General features: G+C 44.5%; 22 protein-coding genes. 9 read left to right on the top strand and 13 right to left on the bottom strand.

Annotated elements, in window-relative coordinates; translation table 11 throughout:
- The first annotated feature begins 5 nt into the window (after positions 1-5).
- From cas4 to cas2, 3 genes are all read left to right on the top strand, one after another.
- Entirely contained in the window at positions 6-515 is a 510-nt protein-coding gene (gene cas4 / locus B5J93_RS05820) for a CRISPR-associated protein Cas4 (protein ID WP_228144879.1), read from the top strand.
- A 497-nt stretch (positions 516-1,012) separates the two neighbouring features.
- Positions 1,013-2,026, top strand: a complete 1,014-nt coding sequence (gene cas1c / locus B5J93_RS05815; RefSeq protein WP_079325426.1) for a type I-C CRISPR-associated endonuclease Cas1c — start codon at positions 1,013-1,015, stop codon at positions 2,024-2,026.
- Positions 2,027-2,031: 5 nt separating this feature from the next.
- Positions 2,032-2,325 carry a CRISPR-associated endonuclease Cas2 gene (gene cas2, locus B5J93_RS05810; protein WP_079325424.1) on the top strand — a complete coding sequence of 98 codons (294 nt, stop codon included), beginning with the start codon at positions 2,032-2,034 and terminating at the stop codon, positions 2,323-2,325.
- Positions 2,326-2,473: 148 nt separating this feature from the next.
- On the opposite strand, the gene B5J93_RS14390 is transcribed toward cas2, so the two are convergent.
- Complete coding sequence (locus B5J93_RS14390; RefSeq protein ID WP_420811399.1) at positions 2,474-2,674, bottom strand: hypothetical protein; 201 nt, start codon at positions 2,672-2,674, stop codon at positions 2,474-2,476.
- A gap of 513 nt (positions 2,675-3,187) precedes the next feature.
- On the opposite strand from B5J93_RS14390, the gene nrdB reads away from it, so the two are divergent.
- The 3 genes from nrdB to B5J93_RS05795 all read left to right on the top strand — a co-directional run bounded on the left by nrdB (position 3,188) and on the right by B5J93_RS05795 (position 5,786).
- Positions 3,188-4,285: a class Ia ribonucleoside-diphosphate reductase subunit beta gene (nrdB, locus tag B5J93_RS05805; protein WP_079325423.1), complete on the top strand. Its 1,098-nt coding sequence runs from the start codon at positions 3,188-3,190 to the stop codon at positions 4,283-4,285.
- Positions 4,286-4,302: 17 nt separating this feature from the next.
- Positions 4,303-4,665 carry a 2Fe-2S iron-sulfur cluster-binding protein gene (locus B5J93_RS05800; RefSeq protein ID WP_079325422.1) on the top strand — a complete coding sequence of 121 codons (363 nt, stop codon included), beginning with the start codon at positions 4,303-4,305 and terminating at the stop codon, positions 4,663-4,665.
- A gap of 302 nt (positions 4,666-4,967) precedes the next feature.
- Positions 4,968-5,786 carry a hypothetical protein gene (locus tag B5J93_RS05795; RefSeq protein ID WP_143823497.1) on the top strand — a complete coding sequence of 273 codons (819 nt, stop codon included), beginning with the start codon at positions 4,968-4,970 and terminating at the stop codon, positions 5,784-5,786.
- Positions 5,787-5,819: 33 nt separating this feature from the next.
- Here B5J93_RS05795 and B5J93_RS05790 read toward each other — a convergent pair whose 3' ends face one another.
- On the bottom strand, positions 5,820-7,067 hold the full coding sequence (locus tag B5J93_RS05790) for a ribonuclease D (protein WP_115236799.1): 1,248 nt from the start codon (positions 7,065-7,067) through the stop codon (positions 5,820-5,822).
- A gap of 196 nt (positions 7,068-7,263) precedes the next feature.
- Between B5J93_RS05790 and dapF the strand changes: the two genes are divergently transcribed.
- Positions 7,264-8,163 carry a diaminopimelate epimerase gene (gene dapF / locus B5J93_RS05785; protein WP_079325420.1) on the top strand — a complete coding sequence of 300 codons (900 nt, stop codon included), beginning with the start codon at positions 7,264-7,266 and terminating at the stop codon, positions 8,161-8,163.
- A gap of 55 nt (positions 8,164-8,218) precedes the next feature.
- On the opposite strand, the gene B5J93_RS05780 is transcribed toward dapF, so the two are convergent.
- The 4 genes from B5J93_RS05780 to tsaB all read right to left on the bottom strand — a co-directional run bounded on the left by B5J93_RS05780 (position 8,219) and on the right by tsaB (position 11,196).
- Positions 8,219-8,467 carry a hypothetical protein gene (locus B5J93_RS05780; protein ID WP_079325419.1) on the bottom strand — a complete coding sequence of 83 codons (249 nt, stop codon included), beginning with the start codon at positions 8,465-8,467 and terminating at the stop codon, positions 8,219-8,221.
- 7 nt (positions 8,468-8,474) lie between these two features.
- Positions 8,475-9,278 carry a class I SAM-dependent methyltransferase gene (locus B5J93_RS05775; RefSeq protein WP_158080696.1) on the bottom strand — a complete coding sequence of 268 codons (804 nt, stop codon included), beginning with the start codon at positions 9,276-9,278 and terminating at the stop codon, positions 8,475-8,477.
- A gap of 133 nt (positions 9,279-9,411) precedes the next feature.
- On the bottom strand, positions 9,412-10,254 hold the full coding sequence (locus B5J93_RS05770; protein WP_079325416.1) for an undecaprenyl-diphosphate phosphatase: 843 nt from the start codon (positions 10,252-10,254) through the stop codon (positions 9,412-9,414).
- A 219-nt stretch (positions 10,255-10,473) separates the two neighbouring features.
- The gene (gene tsaB / locus B5J93_RS05765) at positions 10,474-11,196 is read right to left on the bottom strand and encodes a tRNA (adenosine(37)-N6)-threonylcarbamoyltransferase complex dimerization subunit type 1 TsaB (protein ID WP_228144877.1); all 723 of its coding nucleotides are present in this window, start codon (positions 11,194-11,196) and stop codon (positions 10,474-10,476) included.
- A 361-nt stretch (positions 11,197-11,557) separates the two neighbouring features.
- Between tsaB and B5J93_RS05760 the strand changes: the two genes are divergently transcribed.
- Entirely contained in the window at positions 11,558-12,343 is a 786-nt protein-coding gene (locus B5J93_RS05760) for an oxygen-binding di-iron domain-containing protein (RefSeq protein WP_079325412.1), read from the top strand.
- Between the two features lie 247 nt (positions 12,344-12,590).
- Here the strand turns inward: B5J93_RS05760 and B5J93_RS05755 are convergent, their stop codons facing one another.
- Positions 12,591-13,505, bottom strand: coding sequence for an ATP-binding protein (locus B5J93_RS05755; RefSeq protein ID WP_079325410.1), 915 nt, complete (start codon positions 13,503-13,505; stop codon positions 12,591-12,593).
- A gap of 98 nt (positions 13,506-13,603) precedes the next feature.
- Positions 13,604-14,473, bottom strand: coding sequence for a substrate-binding periplasmic protein (locus tag B5J93_RS05750; protein WP_079325408.1), 870 nt, complete (start codon positions 14,471-14,473; stop codon positions 13,604-13,606).
- Positions 14,474-14,899: 426 nt separating this feature from the next.
- Between B5J93_RS05750 and sodA the strand changes: the two genes are divergently transcribed.
- The gene (sodA, locus tag B5J93_RS05745) at positions 14,900-15,514 is read left to right on the top strand and encodes a superoxide dismutase [Mn] (protein WP_079325406.1); all 615 of its coding nucleotides are present in this window, start codon (positions 14,900-14,902) and stop codon (positions 15,512-15,514) included.
- Between the two features lie 347 nt (positions 15,515-15,861).
- On the opposite strand, the gene B5J93_RS05740 is transcribed toward sodA, so the two are convergent.
- The 5 genes from B5J93_RS05740 to B5J93_RS05720 all read right to left on the bottom strand — a co-directional run bounded on the left by B5J93_RS05740 (position 15,862) and on the right by B5J93_RS05720 (position 20,824).
- On the bottom strand, positions 15,862-16,338 hold the full coding sequence (locus B5J93_RS05740) for a c-type cytochrome (RefSeq protein WP_158080695.1): 477 nt from the start codon (positions 16,336-16,338) through the stop codon (positions 15,862-15,864).
- 190 nt (positions 16,339-16,528) lie between these two features.
- A complete protein-coding gene (gene hemF, locus B5J93_RS05735; RefSeq protein WP_079325402.1) occupies positions 16,529-17,506 on the bottom strand; it encodes an oxygen-dependent coproporphyrinogen oxidase in 978 nt (325 codons plus the stop codon).
- A gap of 308 nt (positions 17,507-17,814) precedes the next feature.
- A complete protein-coding gene (locus B5J93_RS05730) occupies positions 17,815-19,122 on the bottom strand; it encodes a S1C family serine protease (RefSeq protein ID WP_079325400.1) in 1,308 nt (435 codons plus the stop codon).
- Positions 19,123-19,361: 239 nt separating this feature from the next.
- Entirely contained in the window at positions 19,362-20,549 is a 1,188-nt protein-coding gene (locus B5J93_RS05725) for an aspartate aminotransferase family protein (RefSeq protein WP_079325398.1), read from the bottom strand.
- Between the two features lie 92 nt (positions 20,550-20,641).
- Positions 20,642-20,824: a DNA gyrase inhibitor YacG gene (locus tag B5J93_RS05720; protein WP_079325396.1), complete on the bottom strand. Its 183-nt coding sequence runs from the start codon at positions 20,822-20,824 to the stop codon at positions 20,642-20,644.
- Positions 20,825-21,019: the final 195 nt, after the last annotated feature.

The following is a 21,019-nucleotide window of genomic DNA, read 5'->3' as shown; positions in this document are numbered from 1 at the left end:
ATTATCTGACCGCACAAGGGCGAATGCTCCACGAACGGGTGGACAATGGCGAGCCTGAAACGCGTCGGGGCATACGCTTTGAGCGAAGCGTGCATTTGTCCGCCCAAAAACTTGGCTTAACGGGCATTGCTGATATGGTGGAATGTGAGCTAAAAACGGGTAAATTAAAACCTGTGGAATACAAACGGGGCAAACCCAAACCAACCGCCATTGATGAAATTCAGCTGTGTGCCCAAGCCTTATGTTTGGAAGAAATGACGGGGCAAACCATTGATGAAGGGTCGCTGTGGTATGGACAAACTCGTCATCGTGTGCCTGTGGTGTTTTCAGAAGAATTAAGAAATCAAACCTTACAAATCATCAAGCAGGTGCAAACGCTATTGGCAAGCGGGCAAACCCCATTACCTGTTTATGGTAAGCATTGTAAGGCGTGTTCTTTGGTAAAGCTGTGCCAACCTAAGTTATTTGAAAAGGATAGGTCGGTGGGGTATGTTAAGGGGATTTTTGATTCTTAGACTTATATAATAAAATATCTAGGAAGATTTTTCTTGACATTGGCGTTTCTGGTGGTATAATATCTCACATAAATTAATAATCACAGGAGATATTTACCTTATGTCCAAAAAACAAACTACTAATTGGTCTATGACTTTAGAAACAAACAGTAATGGAGATTTTAAATTTTCCTTTTCGGGGAAGGGAAATTTATTGGTTGGTTTTGTAGTTTTATTTTGTATTGGTCTTTTTCTTATTATGAGAAATAAGTTATGGGTGTATTTAATTTTTTCACTACTTTCTAATAGTGAAATGTTGAATATTCTTAAATTATTAATTTCTTAATTAAAAGGGGGTGTGCATTTTCTCAATAAAAAATTGAATTTTTTATTCAGACTTTTAATGGGTCTGTGAGTTGAAACCTAGATATTTTTTTATAAAAAATAGTCCACCCTAATTTTTTAGGGTGGTTTTTTCCATATATAAAAATCTTTTTACTTTGGAAGGTTGTTTGGCTATGAAAAAACTCCAAAACACCCTTTATATCACCACTCAAGGCAGTTATTTACATAAAGAACGAGAAACTTTGGTGGTGGAACAAAACCGCAAAAAAGTCGCTCAATTACCCGTACATTCCATTGGCAATATTTTTTGTTTTGGCAATGTGTTGGTATCGCCCTTTTTGCTTGGTTTTTGCGGGGAAAATAATGTCAATGTGGCGTTTTTTAATGAACAAGGTCGCTTTTTGGCACGCTTGCAGGGGCGACAAAGTGGCAATGTGCACCTTCGCCGTGCTCAGTATCGTCTGTCGGACACATCGCCTATTAACATTATCAAAAACATCATTGCGGTCAAAATTGTCGCAAGCAAACGGGTGTTGCAACGCCATTTGCGTAATCACGGCGAAAATGCTGATATTGAGCAGGCGATTGTGTCTTTAAATGCCAGCTTGTCACAATTAAAAACCGCCAACGATAAGGCGGTCATTCGGGGCATTGAAGGTAATTCGGCATCGTGTTATTTTGGGGTGTTTGGTCAAATGATTAAGCCAGAGTCAGGCTTTACCTTTGATACCCGAAACCGCCGTCCGCCCCGTGACGGGGTCAATGCCTTGTTGTCGTTTCTTTATAGTGTGGTGGGTAAGGAAATTTCGGGGGCGTTGCAGGGTGTGGGGCTTGACCCGCAAGTGGGCTTTTTTCACGCTGACCGTGCGGGCAGGGACAGTTTGGCACTTGATATGTTGGAAGAGTTTCGTGCGTGGTGGGTGGACAGAATGGTGCTGTCGCTGATTAACCGTGGGCAGATTAAACCTGATGATTTTGTTTGTGAGAGCAGTGGGGCGGTACTGTTAAAGGACGATGCTAGAAAGCTGGTGTTTCAAGCCTTGCAAGCCGAAAAGCAAGAAAAAATCACGCACCCATTTTTAAATGAAGAAGTGGAAATTGGGCTAATTCCACACATTCAGGCGATGTTGTTGGCCAGGCATTTGCGGGGCGATTTGGCAGAATATCCACCATTTTTGATGAGGTGATAGTGATGATGATGTTGATTACTTATGACATTTCACTGGATGATGAAGCGGGGCAAAAACGCTTACGCCACATTGCCAAACATTGTTTGGATTATGGTGTGCGGGTGCAGTATTCGGTGTTTGAATGTGATGTGTCGCCCGACCAATGGGTGATTTTAAAGGATAAGTTGTTAAAAACTTATAATCCTGATTGCGACAGTTTGCGGTTTTATCATTTGGGCAGTAAATGGCGAAATAAGGTGGAGCATTTTGGGGCAAAACGGGCGGTAGATGTGTTTGCTGATGTGTTGATTGTATAATTTACCTATCGCTAACCGTTGGTTCTCAGCAAAATGCTGGGTGGTTAGCGATAGGCTAAGTGTTTTATTTTAAAAAGGTTTTTTAATGTTAGGAGATTTTTGTTATAATAAATTACTTTGTTTGGGTAAGTCAGCGATTTTATGCTGTCTAACCCTTATAAATACTGTCGTTTAAGGACGGCAGTCGCTCCCCGCACGGGAGCGTGAGTTGAAACAGCGTAATGGGTCTGCCCGCTTTTTTGGTGCCTTGTCGCTCCCCGTACGGGAGCGTGAGTTGAAACAACCACATCATTATAAAACCGCTCACGCTCCCCAGTCGCTCCCCGTACGGGAGCGTGAGTTGAAACATAAAAGCAACGTTATGACTGCAGGCACTAAGGCGTCGCTCCCCGTACGGGAGCGTGAGTTGAAACGTACCTGTTGATGGATATTGGATTGCCTTCAACAGGTGGGTTTATTGCCAAATGTACATTAAATGATTTATTGTTAATCAATAATTGCCTAATGCTGGCTTATGCACACAAAGAGTTTTGCCATATAGCTAGTTCTATTTATTTATAAAAATCAAACATTTATAAAAATAAAGACTGACTATCAAGCAGTTATTAAAATGAATAAAATCCCTTAATCCGCCCATGGATTTTTCCAAAAATCCCCACATTTTAAAATCACCGTAAAATCAATTCCTTATCCAACATTTTCCCCATTTTGCCAAAAAAGTCCTGCTAAGACACAAAAATTATGCTAAAATGGCACGCCATCAAACACATGATATAGTGATTTTATTTTTAAATAACACCATATTTAGATAACAAGACCCAGCTTTCCCTTTATTTATAAAAATCAATCATCAGAGAGTATCATGCAGTATTCTATCTTTCCCCAAACCAAAAATGACCCCTTAAAAGAACCCATGTTTTTTGGGCAAGCGGTGAACGTCTCTCGCTATGACCAACAGCGTCATCCTGTGTTTGAACAACTCATTGAAAAGCAGTTGTCGTTTTTTTGGCGACCCGAAGAGATAGACGTCAGCCGTGATAGGATTGATTTTGGTGAATTATCCGCTCCTGCTCAGCACATTTTTTTGTCTAACTTAAAATACCAAACCTTGCTTGACAGCATTCAAGGACGTAGCCCCAATGCGGTGCTACTGCCCATTGTGTCTTTGCCCGAGCTTGAGACATGGATTGAGACGTGGTCATTTAGTGAGACCATTCATAGCCGTAGTTATACGCACATCATTCGCAACATTGTCAATGACCCGAGCGTGATTTTTGATGACATTATGGATAACGAGCATATCCTTGCTCGTGCCAAAGACATCGCCATTTATTATGATGATTTGTATGAAGCCAGTCAGCTGTATAACTTGACAGGCAAAGGTGATTTGCGTGAGCTTAAAAAGAAGCTGTACCTATGTATCGTGGCGGTCAATGTCCTAGAAGCCATTCGTTTTTATGTGTCGTTTGCTTGCTCATTTGCCTTTGCCGAAAATAAGGTTATGGAAGGTAACGCCAAAATCATCAAGATGATTGCCCGTGATGAAGCCCTGCACCTAAACGGCACACAGCATATCATCAATCTCATGCGACACGGGCAAGATGACCCCGAGATGGTCGAGATTGCCAAGGAATGTCAAGATGAGGCGATTGAGATTTTCCGTGTCGCCGCCGAACAAGAAAAAGACTGGGCAAGCTATCTGTTCAAAGACGGCTCAATCATCGGACTAAACCGTGATATCCTGTGCCAGTATGTTGAGTATATCACCAACACCCGCATGTTGGCGATTGGTCTGCCTGCCATTTTTGACACCAAATCCAACCCCATTCCTTGGATAAATGCGTGGCTATCATCGGACAACGTGCAAGTCGCCCCCCAAGAAACCGAAATCACCACTTATCTGGTCGGTCAGATTGATAGTGATTTGGACGGGGTGGATTTGGACGATTTTGAACTCTAATCACAAAAGTATCAATCATGCCGTGGATTTTTACAGACGAGATGCGGTTTTATCTGCATGAAGGTGAGAGCTTGCTTGATGGCATGTTACGCACCGAACATAAAGACGTGCGTTATATGTGTCGTCAGGGTTTTTGCGGGGCGTGTAAAATGCGTGTCAAAGGAGCAACAGACACCCCCAAAGCCAAACAAATCCCACTGGCACACCTAGATGATGATGAAGTGCTGGCGTGCTGTTGTGTGCCGACAGGGACGATGGTGGTCAGCTATGATACGGACAAACCAAACAAATCATGGCAACATCAGCGTACAGATGGGGCTTGGCATTTACAAACAACATCTATCATTAGCCGTCAGATTTTTTATAAAATAGACGGATGATGTGATTATGTGCTTTTGCTTAGGGTGTACCTACCTTTTGTATTTGCAATGAAAAATGCCTGTTTAAAAAAAGCAGGGGAATCGCCCGTTTTTCAAGGAAAAAAACAAAGGCTGTGAGTTTTCTATCAGGCAAATTTTTGACGCAGAAAAACAATCCGACCACTTAATTCTAAAAAATTAAGTAAAAATCTTAAAATCTACACAGTTAAGTGGTCGGATAGCCTTTTTTCATGCAAAAACATTATTTTCTTTCTATAAACACCCTAAAATGTAAATTGTGTTATAAAGGTTCAAAACGCCCTATGACCCTAACCCGTTTTCCTATCAATAAAAAAACTCTGCTCATCGGTGCCATTGCTCTTAGTCTGACGGTGGGCGGTATTGTTTTATCGGGCAGTCTGTCGGGCAATCTATCTCGAAACCAAAAGTCCGCCAAAGACTCCGTTAATACCGAATCGTCAGCAGACGTGGCAAGCATGGTTATCACCCCTGCCACGGCAAGTGTGGACAGCTCTGACAGCCAAACTCATACAGAGACAACGCAAGCGGTGAGTTATGTCGCCTTGGCTGATGCCACGCTTGATGTCGCCCAAAAACAAGACATCGCACGCCAAATCAAGAACTTAGAACACACAGGCAGTACATCGGGCGGTGTATTGACCCATGAGTTCAAATCCGCCACGCATGCCAAAATGTCTTATCGCTTTGGGCGAAAACAGCCCCTTGCCTTTGAAATGGTAAAAATCAAAGATGCTTTGCTGTTAGGCTTTGTGCTGACAGGGCGAGCGTATGAAGGGGTGCTTGGCGAGACGGGTTTTGATGGGGTGTACCGCCTATTTGAACACCCTAGCACCAAAGCACGCCTTGAAATCACCGAAACCCACATTCATCCCGACAAGCCCTTAACACTCATCAAAGAGCTGTACCGTGAAGACATGAACGGCACGCCCCTAAGGTTTGAGCAACTTATCGATAAAAAGGGTGATGTCTATTATCATGGCGAGTTCGTGGCGGGCGACCGTTATGTTAGCATGACCAGTCGTGGCATGAATCTGCCTGAGTTTATGACGGTGGTGGACATGACACTCACACAAGCTGAAGCGGTGCAAAAGCGGTTGTAATTTTGCCGTTTGCATTTTACCCCCTTAACCACACTACATCTTAGCACCACAATCAAACCCGTCACGAATGGACTGTTCATGCTCATAAAGTAGGGGCAGTACCGTGCCAACAACCCACGCCTGCCGATAGCCTTGCAAGCCCCCTGATAGGGCGTGCGTGTCATCGATGGGTAGACCTTGATAGACGTGATACATAAGCTCATTAATCCAACGCCCTTTTAGCAATAGATTGTTAGGAATGTTTAGCAGGCGAGCTTGGGCGTCGGTGGCTTCGTCTAGGGCATGGCGAAAAGGCTTGGCTTTGCTGGTATAAACGGGGATTTTGACAGGCATGTCCGCTTGGGGCAGGGCTTTGGCTTCTTTGATGACACGGATTATCTCAGCACCATAACGGCGTAGGGCGGAGCGGTTTAGGGTGGTGTGTGCCAAATCTTTCATGTTGGTCGGCAGGATCTCAATAATCTCACGTAGCGGCTGTTTGCCAATGATAAAACTGCGTGGCTCGTTCACCGCCCGAGCCAGTGACTCTCGCCACATGGTCAAGCCCCGCAGTACTGCCAGTTGCTGTCTGGTATAGGTCGGGGCGACATGGTCAAGATAGAGCTTATCATCGCTTAGGTGCTGAGTGTCGTACAGCTCTTTGGCGTAGAGCGTGCTGTCTTCATTGACATAGTCTAACACCTGCTTATCACTAAGTGCCTGCACAACCGCCTGATGTAGGGCGAGCAGATAACGCACGTCATTGACCGCGTACAGTTCTTGCTCGGGCGTGAGCGGTCTGGCAAGCCAGTTGGACTGACTCTCGCCTTTATCTAGTGCCACGCCCAGAATCTCACTGACCGCTTGGCTATAACCCACTTGCAATTTGCCAGTCAGGTACGCCACGCCAATTTGTGCATCAAAGACATTGGTTAAGGGCGGATTATTGGCAAGCAAATAAAATATCCCCAAATCTTCTCCGCACGCATACCATACCATGCTCGGCACTTCGCACAGAGCTTGCCAAAACTCGGTCAAATCAAGCCGTGGGGCGTCCACAAGGTATATCCCTTTGCCGGTATTGACCTGCACCAATGCCAATATCGGATAATAAGTATCACGCTTGATAAATTCAGTATCCAAGGCGACCACATCCACGCTATCTATCTCATCAATGAGTTCATACAACTCATCATCGGTCCGCACCCATTGGGTCGGCAAATCAAGTAGGGCATGTTGGTCGTCATCGCTAAGATGAGCATGGGGAAAGCTAAAATTGGCAGGGTTTTTTAAATCAGTCATTGTAGGTCTGTGTGTCAAAAATTCCCCTAATTTTACACCAAAATCAGAGAAATGTGTGTAATTTGATGGGTGGTTTGTTGGGTTGGCTGATTTTATGGCGTTTATTTTTTGGTTTTAATATTAACAATTTGGGCGTATCATGTTAAGATAGACGGTGTGACTTTCATAACTTAGCCAAAACAAAAGGAAAACGACAATGTTAATCGAATTTACCAAAATGCATGGTTTGGGCAATGACTTTATGGTGATTGACCTAGTGACACAGCGGATGAATCTGACAAGCGAGCTGGTGCGACTGCTTGCCGACCGCCATCTAGGCGTGGGCTTTGACCAACTGCTTATCGTTGAGCCACCTTCTTGCCCTGATGTGGATTTTAAATATCGTATTTTTAATGCCGATGGACAGGAAGTGGCACAGTGTGGCAATGGGGCAAGATGTTTTGCGTCCTTTGTGCAGGCTCGTAAACTCTCCTTTAAACAGCGTTTGCGTGTGGAGACGGCAAGCGGAGTCATCACGCTGACCACCGACCGTTATGGTTGGGTTCAGGTGGACATGGGTAAGCCCAAATTTGAGCCTGCCGAGATTCCTTTTGCTCCCCAAGCCATCACCAAAGTGGGTAATTCCTATCGCCTAAATGTCGATGGCGAGCCTGTTCAGCTCTACCTTGCCAACATGGGCAATCCCCATGCGGTCATCTTGGTGGATGATGTGCTGACTGCTGATGTGGCACGTCTGGGCAAGCTCATTGAGAGTCATGACGCATTCCCTGAGCGGGTCAATGTCGGCTTCGTCCAAATCGTCAATCAACGCCATGTCCGCTTGCGTGTCTATGAACGTGGTGTGGGCGAGACGCAGGCGTGTGGTACAGGTGCGTGTGCGGCGGTCGCTGTGGGCGTGCGTGAAGGTTGGATTGATGAAGGCGTTGATGTGCGAGTTCAGCTCTATGGTGGCAGCCTTGCCGTGCGTTATCAAGAGGGCTACTCGGTGATGATGACAGGCCCGACATCCTTTGTCTATGAAGGGGTGTTTAGCCCTGATGGACTGGCGGCACAGGCAGGGATTAATCTAACACCGACCGAGGGTTATGACGCCTAAATCAGTTATTTGCCAAATTAAGCCCTTGCTATTGCAGGGGTTTTTAAATTTAAGCCTAAGACTTATCTTGATGGGCAAGTTGACTAATCTCCACCGCTTGCAATAACCCCAACTCATCAAATTCTTGGCGTAATTGTTTTATCGCTTGGGTTTGGTCTTTGGTTTGGGCAATGATTTCACGATAGCGATTGACGTATTTGGTTTTATCTACCGCTTGCCAAAGTTTTTGATATTTGCGTTTTTGCAAAATATCATTCACAAAGCTAAGTAATAATAACCCAAGTAGAATATATTCTATTTTCATAAATCACCTAATATCTATCAAACCGTATTGCATCATTTGCCACGCTTTGCAATGGCGTTTTATTTGCCAAATGGGGGGCGGATAAGGGGCGTTTGATGATGATTTTGCCATTGTCTTTTAATTGAGCATGGGCACTATCCAAAAATCGTTTTTCATCATCATCGCTTGGCGGATTTGCCAAATCATGTAATACTTGCATGGTTTTGCCCACTTTGGCAGAATAACTGTCAGACGGAAACATGGGGTCAAGATAAATCATATCCGCCTTTGGTAAGGTCGCCATAAAATCAGTATTCAAAAAATTACCATGATAAATCGTAATTCGGCTTAATAATTTTTGCCAATTTGGATTGGCATTCATCATTTGATGTTCAAATAATAGTAGCATTGCCACGATAGGATGTTGTTCTATCATGATTACATTTGCCCCTGTGCTTGCCAATATCAATCCGTCCTGCCCAAAGCCTGCCGTACCGTCTATCACGCTCATGTCGGACGTTAATTTACTTGCTTGTAATATCAGTTCGGACTTTCGCCCTGCGGTTACGATACGTTTGGTTAGGGCTTGCCAATTTAATGATGATTTTATAATAGCATTGTTGTCAATTTTAATTAAGGTTGGGGTATTTTTGATAAGAGCAATTAAAGGGGTATTGACATTATCATTGGCAAACGATGAGATGAATTTATCACTTAATTTTGATAAGGCATAAAAAGATAACTTTAAAGACAAATTGTGAGTTTTATTGATAGTGTCTAATGTATCAAATAAATCTTTGTCTTGTTCGGTGCCGATGATGTTAATATTCAAAATGTTGCCTTTTAAATGGGTATTTTATAAATAAAAAATGTTTTTTAGGATTGTAGGGGCGAATTGTGATTCTCCCTAGATTGGTTTTTATTAAAAGTAAATATTATTTATATACATTAAATTTAATAAAAATTTACCCTTGAATTTGATAACCAAACACAAAATACGCCAATAACACAATCACGCCTGTGATAATCCGCAAATAGGCAAAAATCATAAAATCCCGCTTTGACACCCACGCCACAAGTAAGCGAATACATAGCAGGGCAACAACAAAAGATACAAATGTTCCCACGCCCAAAATCGCCCAATCTTGTCCTGTTTGTAGCACGTCTTTTTTCTCAATCAGCTCCAAAAGTCCTGCTCCAACAATGACAGGAATGCCCAAAAAGAACGAAAATTCGGTGGCGGATTTACGAGACGCCCCAAACCACAACGCTCCGATGATGGTCGCCCCAGAGCGACTGGTACCAGGGATGAGGGCAAGGCATTGGCAAAGTCCGATTTTAAGGGCGGTCTTGATGTCAATATGCTCGGCTTCTTGTGCCTTAATGGGGCGTGGGTGTTTTTCTACATAGATGATGAGGAGTGCCCCAATGATAAGCATGGTCGCCACGACAAGCGGATGAAAGAGCGTGCCTGTGATGAAGTCTTTTAGGGTAAAACCGACAACCATGACAGGAATGGTGGCAATGATGAGCGAGATACCCAGCCCGCGGGGGTTGGTCATGCCGTCTGCCTTGCCTGTCAGTAGCCCCATAAATGCCGTCCACAACCTGCCCCAATAGTCATAAATGACCGCCAAAATCGCCCCAAGTTGAACAAAGACAATGAACAAATCTCGCTTGTCTTTGTCCCAAAAATTCATGATGTCTGCCGACAAAATCATATAGCCTGTGCTAGAAATCGGCAAAAACTCGGTAATGCCTTCGACAATGCCCATGATAAAGGCTTTGATAAATAATAAAATGTCCAAAATATTACTCTTTTACTTAAATTTACCAATGTTTAGGTATGGGTTGGGGGTTAAATAATTTTTTGGTATTAAATGATTGGGTGAATGTAATTTGCCCTTGCACATCCAAATTTTAAAATATATCTTTATTGAACAATGTCATTTTAAAAATATAAAATTATTGGCATATAAATGATTGGGTGAATAAACTGCCCCATATTTCATTTTAAAATTGGTTAATTATTTCTTGCCTTGCTCTGCCAATGTTTTCCAAGCGTTATTTCTAAGATAAACGGGCAAGGCATTCTCTGCCGTTACCGTCTCGCCCTTTAAAAATAGCGGATAGGCAAGGTGTGCGATATGGCAGGCGGTTGGATTTAGGCGTAATTTTTTGGCATCTGTCACCACCAAATCCACCCCGTCCCCCACGATAATGTCGGTCTCTACACGCTTGTCATAATCTAATAGACATTCGCTTTGGGCAATGGGCAAGGCATTTTGTACCACAAAATCCCCTGCATAGACTTGGTTTTGGCGAGCGTCTATCACGGCGGTTATCGTTGTGCCGTCCGCCATATTCTCTTGTTCACACGCCATAAACGCCAAGGCGTGCAGGCTAGATATGCCGATACATGGTGCGTCATTGGCGACAGATAGGGCTTGGACTAGGGCGGTGTTAATACGAATGCCACTAAACGCCCCCGGCCCACGGTTAAACGCCCATGCCTTGACGTCTTTTATATCCACGCCTGCCGTATGTAATGCCTTGTCAAGCATGGGCAAAATAATCTCCGTTTGCCCACGCCCGCCCGCCACGGTCTCGGTGTAGATAATGGTGTCATTTTGCAAAATGGCGATAGAGCATTGCTCAAAAATGGTGTCAAAGGCGATGAGAATGTCAGATGGGCTGGGCGATAAGGCGGTCATAGAATGTGTGCAGGCAAAATAAAAGACGTCTATCATACCACAAAATACTTGTAAATTTTAGGGTTTTAAAAGCGGTTGGGGTTATTGATAACATTATTTACAATGGAGTAATAATTAAGAAAATTTATTTTTGTTGGACGGGGTGGTTTTATGACAAATAAATTTAATAAAAACTTTTGGTAATTTTAATCAAATCAGCGTATAGTGCTCAAAACCCATAAAAATTCTATGGTGTTCATTTTGACTTGTGTAGGGCGTGCCTGCCGTTGGTATTTGCAATGAAAAACAAGATTTAGCCATTTTTCATGCAAAAATTGATTTAAAATGTTAAATTTTTACTTTAATTTTATAAAAATGTTATCAATGGTAGGCACGCCCTAATATTTAGGAAATTATTATGGAATCTTATGTTCTGTATGATGACGGTCATCACAAATGTATTGCGTTTAGTATGCCCGAAGAAGATGAAAGCGTGCCATCCAACCAGTTTTTAATCATTGATGGCGAAGAAGCGGCAATCATTGACCCAGGCGGGGATTTGACCTTTACGCCACTGACTTTGCAAATCACCAAACACACCAGCATGGAGAGTATTAAGTACGTCATTGGTTCGCACCAAGACCCTGACATTTTGGCGTCCATGCCCCGTTGGCTCATCCATTTACAAAATACCAAACTGCTTATCCCAACGTTGTGGGAGCGGTTTTTGCCCCATTATAATTCTGCTTTTACCAAAGGGCGATTGCACCACGGTTTGTCGGAGCGACTTGAAGGCATTCCTGATGTGGGTGGCGTGTATGCACTGGGCAATACTAAAATCATGGCAATCCCTGCTCACTTTTTGCATTCGGTGGGTAACATTCAGTTTTATGACCCTGTCAGTCAGATTCTGTTCTCAGGTGATATGGGGGCGTCATTGGTGGGGCATTCTGGAATCAAGGTGGAGAGTTTTCAAGCTCACATCAACGGCATGTCAGGCTTTCACAAACGCTACATGACAAGCAACAAAGCCTGCCGTCTGTGGGCGGACAACGTGCGTCAGCTACCCGTGGACATGATGGTGCCACAGCATGGAAAACGACTAGAAGGGCGTGCCATCTTTGATGAGTTTTTAGATTGGATTGGTGGGTTATCTTGTGGTATTGATTGGATGGATGAGAGTACTTACAGCCAACAAAATTGAATTTTACTACGGAAACCGTTCGCCCTGAGCTTGTCGAAGGGTCGGTTTCCGTCATAGTTCGACAGGCTCACCACGAACGGAAACCGTGGTACTTTTTCATTTTGTAGAGTGTATGACATCAATGAGTTAATGGCGTTGGCAAGAATATAAGGACTTGTAAAATAAAAAGGTGTGATGATACGCCTTTTTATTTTGGTTTTTTGGCAGGCATTATAATCTACCCTATTTTTAAAATCCACCCAAGATATTATTTATGGCTAACACCATCCACAGAGCCACGCTCTAACAGCCTTGACCCTATCCAGTGCCGACTAAACTGATATGCCACCCGTCCCGAGCGACCGCCTCGAGTGCTTGCCCATTTTAGGGCTTCGCTGCGCACCATCTCATCAAATGCCATGTCCGCCCGTGCCAAATAATACGCCACAATGTCCAAATACGTCTCTTGATTCATGGGTGAGAACGATATCCACAGCCCAAAGCGGTCTGAGAGCGAGACGGTCTCATCGATGGTCTCATCGATGGTCTCATAGGGATTGACTTCATCGGTTTGACCGTTATAAATGCTGACGTTATCCTTCATGAGCTGTGGCAGTAGATGACGGCGGTTACTGGTGGCATAGATGAGCAGACGGTCTTGTTCGCTGTCTAACGCCCCATCCAGCACGCTTTTTAGGGTGCGGTAATTTTCATCATGCCCATTAAATGCCAAATCATCACAGTAGATGATATAACGGCAGTAGCTGTCGCTTGCCTTGATGGCGTGGCGGATTTTATCAAGCATTTGCAAATCATCTCGGGCGACTTCTATCACTCGCAGACCGTCTTGATGATGGGCGTGAAGTAAGGCACGTACAAGGCTTGATTTGCCTGCCCCACGAGTACCAGTCATGAGAACGTGGTTGGCAGGCAAGTTTGCCAAAAATTGGCGGGTATTTTGAATGATTTTGTCTTTTTGGGTGTCAATGCCGTGCAAATCATCCAAAGTGATGCCAAGGTGGACATCAATAGGAGCGAGTGTGCCACGCTGACCGCCAACCCAGCGATAGGCGAGAACATCAAGGTCTAGATGGATGGATTGGGTGGTGCGTTCGCTTAAAAATTGATTGGCTTTTTGCAAAAAACTTGTGCCAAGGGTCAGTAGTTCGTTAGGTAGATTCATGTCAGATGTGTGATAAAAGTCTTAATTTAACATAAAACACCCAAAAATAAAACCACTTCATGCCGTGGTTTTATTTGGTGTTGGTATCGCTAAAAAGATTATTGGGCAATGTGCGTGCTGGCGTCGGTTTGACCATATTTTGCCAAAATAGCATCAAGTTCGCCTGATTCTTTGAGTTTTTTAAGACCGGCATTAACTTTTTCTAGAAGTTCAGGATGACCTTTATCAATGGCAAATACCAGCTTAGAACTATCGGTCGCATCTAGGGTTTTTGAGACAAATTTGTCTTTAAAGTCTTTGGCGGCGTCGCCATTCATGGTGTAGAGTAGTACGGTAGAGTCTGCCACGACCACGTCCACTTCGCCGCGAATCATGCCTGATAGGGCGAAAAAGACGGTGGGATAGCTTTTTATGTTGCCAGTACTGACATTAAAGCGGTCGGGCAAATCATCAGCCGAGTCTTCACTTGCTGATATGCCCACCTTTAAAGTGTTCCATGTGTCAAGTTTGGTCTGGTCTAGGGCGACGACACGATATGGTGAGAAGTAGTAAGGCTCACTTAGTAGAGCATTTTCTTTGGCTTCATCCGTCATGGTAACAGTACTGATTACAAACTGGGGTTCGTTGTCATTGAGACTTTTAAAAATACCTTCCCAAGCGTGTGGGGCGTATTGCACATTAAACCCTTGGTCTTTGGCGATGGCATTAAAAATCTCAATCTCCATGCCTGTCACCGTACCATCTTCTGCCTTGAATTCAAAGGGTGGGTAAGGCACGTCAGTGAGTGCTGTATAAGTGGGCAGTGACGGGTCGGGTGCGACCTGTGTGTTGGTCTCAGCAGGCTGGGTCTCGGTAGTTTGAGTGGTTGCTGTATTGGCGTTGCCCGCATTGCTTGGTGCTTGGTTTTGGTTGCATGCTACCAAAAGTATGCTGGTTAGTAAAGCGGTTGGTAAGGTTAAAAATTTCATAAATGTCCTAATGATGGGGTGATGGATTGAGAAATCAAATTACTCGCTGTGAATAATTTAATGAGGTATGCAAAATTGAGATTTTATCAAACTTAGTAAGTTGATAAATCAAGGTTTAGCAGACTTTATTAAAATGCTAACATAGACCTGGTGATTTGACAATAATGATTGTGTTAAAGCCGTCATTCATCTGATAAACCGTGATAGTGTAAAAAATGTTAGCATAGCAAATGATAATGACAATAATATGACAACCCATGTCAAAATCTAATAAAATCCTTGGTTAGAACAGGGATTTTGATGAATAACAACTTTTGTATAAAATAAGTTAATATCCTTGAAATTTATGGTTTGTGGCTTTATAGTAGCAGGACAAATCGATGATTTGTATATCCACTTTAACCCTAATTTTATTAAGGAATTATCATGTCTTTTACCCTGCCTGAGCTAGGTTACAGCTATGACGCATTAGAGCCACATTTTGACAAAGAAACCATGGAAATCCACCATTCTCGCCATCATCAAGCGTATGTCAATAACGCCAACGCTGCCCTAGAAGGCACTGAATGGGCGGACAAATCTGCCGAGGAAGTGATTGCCAATCTTGACAAAATCCCTGCCGACAAACAAACCGCCGTCCGCAACAACGCAGGCGGGCACGCCAACCACAGTCTATTTTGGACAATCCTAAAAACTGGCACCACGCTTCAAGGCTCGCTAAAAGATGCCATCGTGCGTGATTTTGGTTCGGTAGAGGCGTTCCAAGAGCAATTTGAAAAAGCCGCCGCCACTCGCTTTGGTTCGGGCTGGGCATGGCTGGTTAAGCAAGGCGACAAACTTGCCGTTGTTTCAACCGCCAACCAAGACAGCCCACTGATGGGTAAAGACGTGGCAGGCTGTGAAGGTACGCCAATCATCGGTCTTGACGTGTGGGAGCATGCCTATTACCTAAAATACCAAAACAAACGCCCAGACTACATCAAGGCATTTTGGAATGTGGTAAACTGGGACAAAGCCCAAGAAAACTTTGATAAAGCATAATTTACAAAACGATTGTTTAAAATAATTGTTGCTTTAAAACAAAAACAAGCTCAAACTGGGCTTGTTTTTGTTTGTATAAAATATGGGTATTAATATTATTGATTAATAATGTCTTTGAGTGAAGTTGTGGGGGTGTGCTGTGCATGCCCTAAATATCAACGTATCATCAAGGGCGTGTGCAACACGCCCCTACAAGTCCCGTGGCAAAATAAACACTTGGGTGAATCTCGCCTCTCTTTTTTATATGTCAATATTACCAAAATTATCTTAATTGAACAATGATAAAGATAAATAAGGGCAAAACATAGTTTACCCTTAAAATCATGCAAATGTTCAGCAATCAACAATCACTTTTTATAAACTTTATGGCAACTGCCACAGCCTTCTGCCATGGCTCCAAAAGCAGCATTGACATCATCGGCACTTTGGGCGGTGGCGGCGACTGCCACAAGGTTTTGGGCGGCGGCATCAAACTCGTCTTTTTTGGCTTGAAAACCTGTCGCATCTGACCATACAGCGTCCTGAGAGTTGCCTTTGGCATTGGCATCATTAAAGTGCGTCCACATTTGGGCGGCACTACCACTGATGAACTCAGCTTGCTCTTTAAAGGCGGCGGCATCAAAATTGGCAGGATTTTCCATCATGCCTTTTAAGATATCATTGGCACCACGCCAATCTTGCATTAGGTCTTGGCGAGCTTTGACATCGGTTGATGTGGCTGAGCCGGCACCAGCAGGGGCTTTGTCGCCACAAGCAGTCAGGGCAAGGGCGGTTAGGGTGATGAGAGTGAAAGATTTTATCGATTGCATTTTTACAAATTTCATGGGGCTTCCTATCAAGGTGGCTTGGGTATTTGACAAAAAAGAATTGGCAAAAACCAATTCTTTTTTATTATTCATGAGTTTATACAAACTTTTTATATAAACTTGACCCAAATATATCACAAGCCTTTGATGATTTCAAACGCCATTGCATAAAAGCACACAAAGTTACATTTGATAACAAAGCGGGCGTTTATGATTTGTCCATCAAACCGAGCCAATCTCTGGGCTTTAAATAAAAGTCGGTCAGTTCAAACTCTGGCGTGCCTGCCGCAGGTTCGTAACGATATGCCCAGCTTGCCAAAGGGGGCATGGACACCAAAATGGACTCGGTGCGACCATTGGACTGCAAGCCAAACAGCGTGCCACGGTCATAGACAAGGTTGTACTCAACATACCGCCCACGGCGATACAGCTGAAAGGCACGTTCATCGGCGGTATAGGGTCTGTGTTTGTTGTTTTCAAAAATGGGAATGATGCCATCAATGTAGCCTTGCCCTACCGCCTGCATAAAGGCAAAGCATTTTTCAAAATCCCAACCCTGCGTGGCAGTATTTAGGTCGTCATAAAACAGTCCGCCCACGCCACGGCATTCGCCACGATGTTTTAGGTAAAAATAGTCATCGCACCACGCCTTAAAGGTTGGATAAACATCATCGCCAAAAGGCTGGCACAGCTTGTGAGCGATGGTGTGCCAATGCACGACATCATTCATCATGGGATAAAAGGGAGTTAAATCAAATCCGCCCCCAAACCACCAAATCGGCTCACCACCATCAGCAGGCGTGGCGACAAACAGGCGAACGTTGGCATGACTGGTCGGGACGTGGGGGTTTTTGGGATGGACGACCAAAGACACGCCCATCGCTTGTGCGGTTGCCCCTGCCAGTTGGGGATGGCGTTCACTGGCAGATGGGGGTAGGTTGTGGATGTGAATGTGGCTAAACATCACGCCCGCTTTTTCGATGACTACGCCATCAGAGAGTACGTTCGAGCGACCGCCACCGCCACCGGGATGTTCCCAGACGTCGCTGATGAATCTGGCAGGGCTTGCCCCATCAACACCGCCTGCATGTTCTTGGGCTTCTAGGGCTTGGCAGATGTTGTCTTGTAAGGCTAATAAAAATCGGCGGACGGCTAGGATTTTGTCGTCATCAATGTGTTCACTCATGATGTTCTCTTGGTTTATAAATGATTGATAAATAGTAAGGCTTTATTTTAAAAATTCAACAAAAAACTAGGGCGTGCCTACCATAGATAACATTTTTATAAAATAAGATGAAATTTAACACTTTAATTTATTTTTGCATGAAAAATGGCTAAATCTTGTGGCTCGAAGTCAAAAGCTCGTTTGATAGAACGACTATCAAACTTCACTTTTTCCTTGAAAAACGGGCGATTTCCTCCTATTTTTCATTGCAAATACCAAAGGTAGGCACGCCCCAATACCAAGATTGGGTTTATTTTATTATTTTGCCATTAGCGTCCGTGCATGCGGTTCAACTGATTAAACAGCTCATTAAGATAGGCACGCTCTTCGGGGCTTAGAGAGCGACTATCTTCGCTGTTTTGGCGGTTGTTGCCACGACTGGGGCGTTCGCCGACGGTAATGGTAAGTTCATGCTCATCGTCGCCACGTTTGACCACGGCATCAAGTGTGCTGTCGGGGGCTTTGGCAGAAACGATACCGATAAGTGTGTTGGCGTTGTCAATGGTTTTGCCGTCTAGTGACAGCACCACATCGCCTGCCCGTAGACCTGCCTTGCCTGCTGGGCTATCCGCCGTGACATTGGCGATGACCACGCCTTCGTGAGTGGTGAGATTGGTGGGGTTTTCCCGAACAGGGGCAATCTCCACGCCAAGCCAGCCACGACTGACCCTGCCAGTGCTAATCAGTCCATTCATGACCTGCTCAACAATGGTAGTAGGAATGGCAAAGCCAATCCCCATCGAACCGCCAGAGCGAGAGTAGATGACGGTGTTAATACCGACCAATGCCCCATTGGCGTCCACCAAAGCACCGCCTGAGTTACCAGGGTTGATGGCGGCGTCAGTCTGAATGAAGTCTTCAAAGGTGGTCAGACCCAGTCCAGAACGACCTGTGGCAGAGATGATACCTTGGGTGACGGTCTGACCCACGCCAAAGGGATTGCCAATGGCAAGAGCGACATCACCCACACGAATGGGTTCACGGCGAAACGCGAGTGGAACAAGGTTATCCATCTCAACCTTAATTACCGCCAAATCACTCTCCACGTCCGCCCCGACGATGGTCGCCCGTGCCTTACGCCCGTTATTTAAGGCGACGGTAATCTCATCGGCTTTTTCGATGACATGGGCGTTGGTGACGATATAGCCGTCTTTGGAGACAATCACGCCTGAACCTAGACTGCTCGCTCCCCTGTCAATCTCTTGCCCTTGCCCATAGTATTCAAAAAACTGCTCCAACACAGGGTCGCCCATATAAGGGTTTTGCACCTTTTGGGTGGTGTAGATATTAACCACAGACTGACTGGCTTGGGTGACTGCGTCGTGATAAGAGTCTACTGTGGGGGCGGTGTCAGGGTTGTTGTGGGCTTTGGGCGTTGCAAGGGTGGGTTGCCATGCCTGTTCGCTTGACTGCGTATTTGGGGCAATCTGCTCGGCTTGGGGGGTGCTTTGGGCGGTTATGGGCGTGGCGTTGTGTTTGGCGACCAATAGCACCAAAGCCGTGGCTAAGGCTAGGGCAATGAGCCACGGCAGGATGACCCAAATGCTTACTCCTGTTTGACGGTGAGTGTTGTTCATGATTTTTCCTAAAATTGTTTTGATAAAATAAAGTATGCCTCATTCCCAACTTAAAATAGCAACCCGTTGATTACCCATAGATATTTTTTGGGTTATAGGGCGAGTTGCAATTCGCCCTTGATAAATCAATCACTTATAAAAAGTGGAGAATGAAGTAAAGTATGATAATTTTACCAAAATAAACTTCAACAAGTTTTACAAAATCGGATGAATTTTAGGCATTTTTTTAACAATGGTTGCTAGAATATGGCAAATCTTACACCAAGTTTATCCCAAGGTTTTTTTAACAAACCAATCAGCCTATCGGTCAAAATCACCGTATCATCATGACTGATATTTAAGGCAGGGAGCAGACGAATGACATTACCGCCTGTTATATTTAAAATCAGATGAAACTCATCACGAGCCATATCCACAATGTGCGTACAATCCACGTCATCAGGCAAGCCAAAACCTATTATCATGCCACGCCCACGCACGTCTATTTGTGGGAAATGCTCACGCACGCTTTGGCGGATAAAATCACTCTCACGCACCGCATTTGTCATGACTTCATCGGTCAGTTCATCATAGACAGCACAGACCACCCGACAGCCAAAGGGCGTACCGCCAAAGGTAGAGCCGTGCGAACCTGCCCCAAACAAATCTTTGGCTTTGCCTGACACCATACACGCCCCCACAGGAAAGCCGTTGCCCAGTCCTTTGGCGGTGGTTAGCACATCGGGTTTGACATTACTATACTGATAAGCAAAATATTTGCCCGTGCGACCGTTGCCTGTTTGCACTTCATCAAGCATAAATAGCCAGTCGTTAGCATGGCAAATATTTTGTAGTTTTTCTAAATAATCATCGCTTGGGGTATGCAGACCGCCTTCGCCTTGAATCGGTTCTACAAATACCGCACAAATGTCCTTGTCGTCGGTCAGCTTTTCCACGGCAGAGATGTCATTAAACGGCACACGGATAAAGTCATCATCTAGGGTAAAAAAGCCTGAGCGAGCCTTAGGGTTGGCGGTGGCGGTTACGGTAAGTAGGGTGCGACCGTGAAAGGCGTGCTCCATGACGATGACTTTGGGGCGAGATTTGCCTTGATTGTGGGCGTATAGGCGAGCCAGTTTTAACGCACATTCGTTGGCTTCGGCTCCTGAGTTGGCAAAAAACACCTTATCCATGCCTGCCTTTTGGCACAGCATTTCGCCTGCTTTTTCTTGCCAGTCAATGCCATACAGATTACTGGTGTGAATGAGTGTGTCGGCTTGCTCTTTCATGGCGTGGCTGACAGCAGGGTGGCAATGCCCAAGCCCACACACGGCAATGCCTGTCAGAGCGTCCAGATACGCCGTGCCGTCTGCGGTATACAGATATGAGCCTTGTCCACGCACAAAAGAGATGGGCTGGCGGGCGTAGGTTGGTATAAGATATGACATAACAAATCCTTAAATTTTTCTAAGTAATAAAATCAAAAATTGTCAAATTCATAGGGTGTAAAATTTGATAAAACTCTCAAAATTTAGGTAAATCACGCTTTGGGTAATTCATCACTAAATGGCGTATCATCGGTTGCCACACGATACGACTCATCTGCCCACGCCCCTAAATCAATGAGCTTACAGCGTTCACTGCAAAAGGGGCGGTTGGGGTTATCAGACCAAATGGTCGGTTTTTGACATTGGGGGCAGGGGTAAGTGGTGGGTGTGGTCATGTGATGGTCTTTGTGATTGTTTTGTAATGGGGATTTATTTTAACAAATTTTTGTCATTTACACAAAATGAGTTTGTGTTGCTGGGGCGTACCTACCTTTGGTATTTGCAATAAAAAACAGGGAAAATCGCCTGTTTTTCATGTAAAAATTGATTTAAAATGTAAATTTTTATCTTATTTTTACCCCACTCTCAAC

The sequence above is a fragment of the Moraxella equi genome, from assembly GCF_002027555.1.
GTDB lineage: Bacteria > Pseudomonadota > Gammaproteobacteria > Pseudomonadales > Moraxellaceae > Moraxella > Moraxella equi.
The sequence above is the reverse complement of the archived record's forward strand: the minus strand, read 5'-3'. Positions and strand labels throughout refer to the sequence as shown.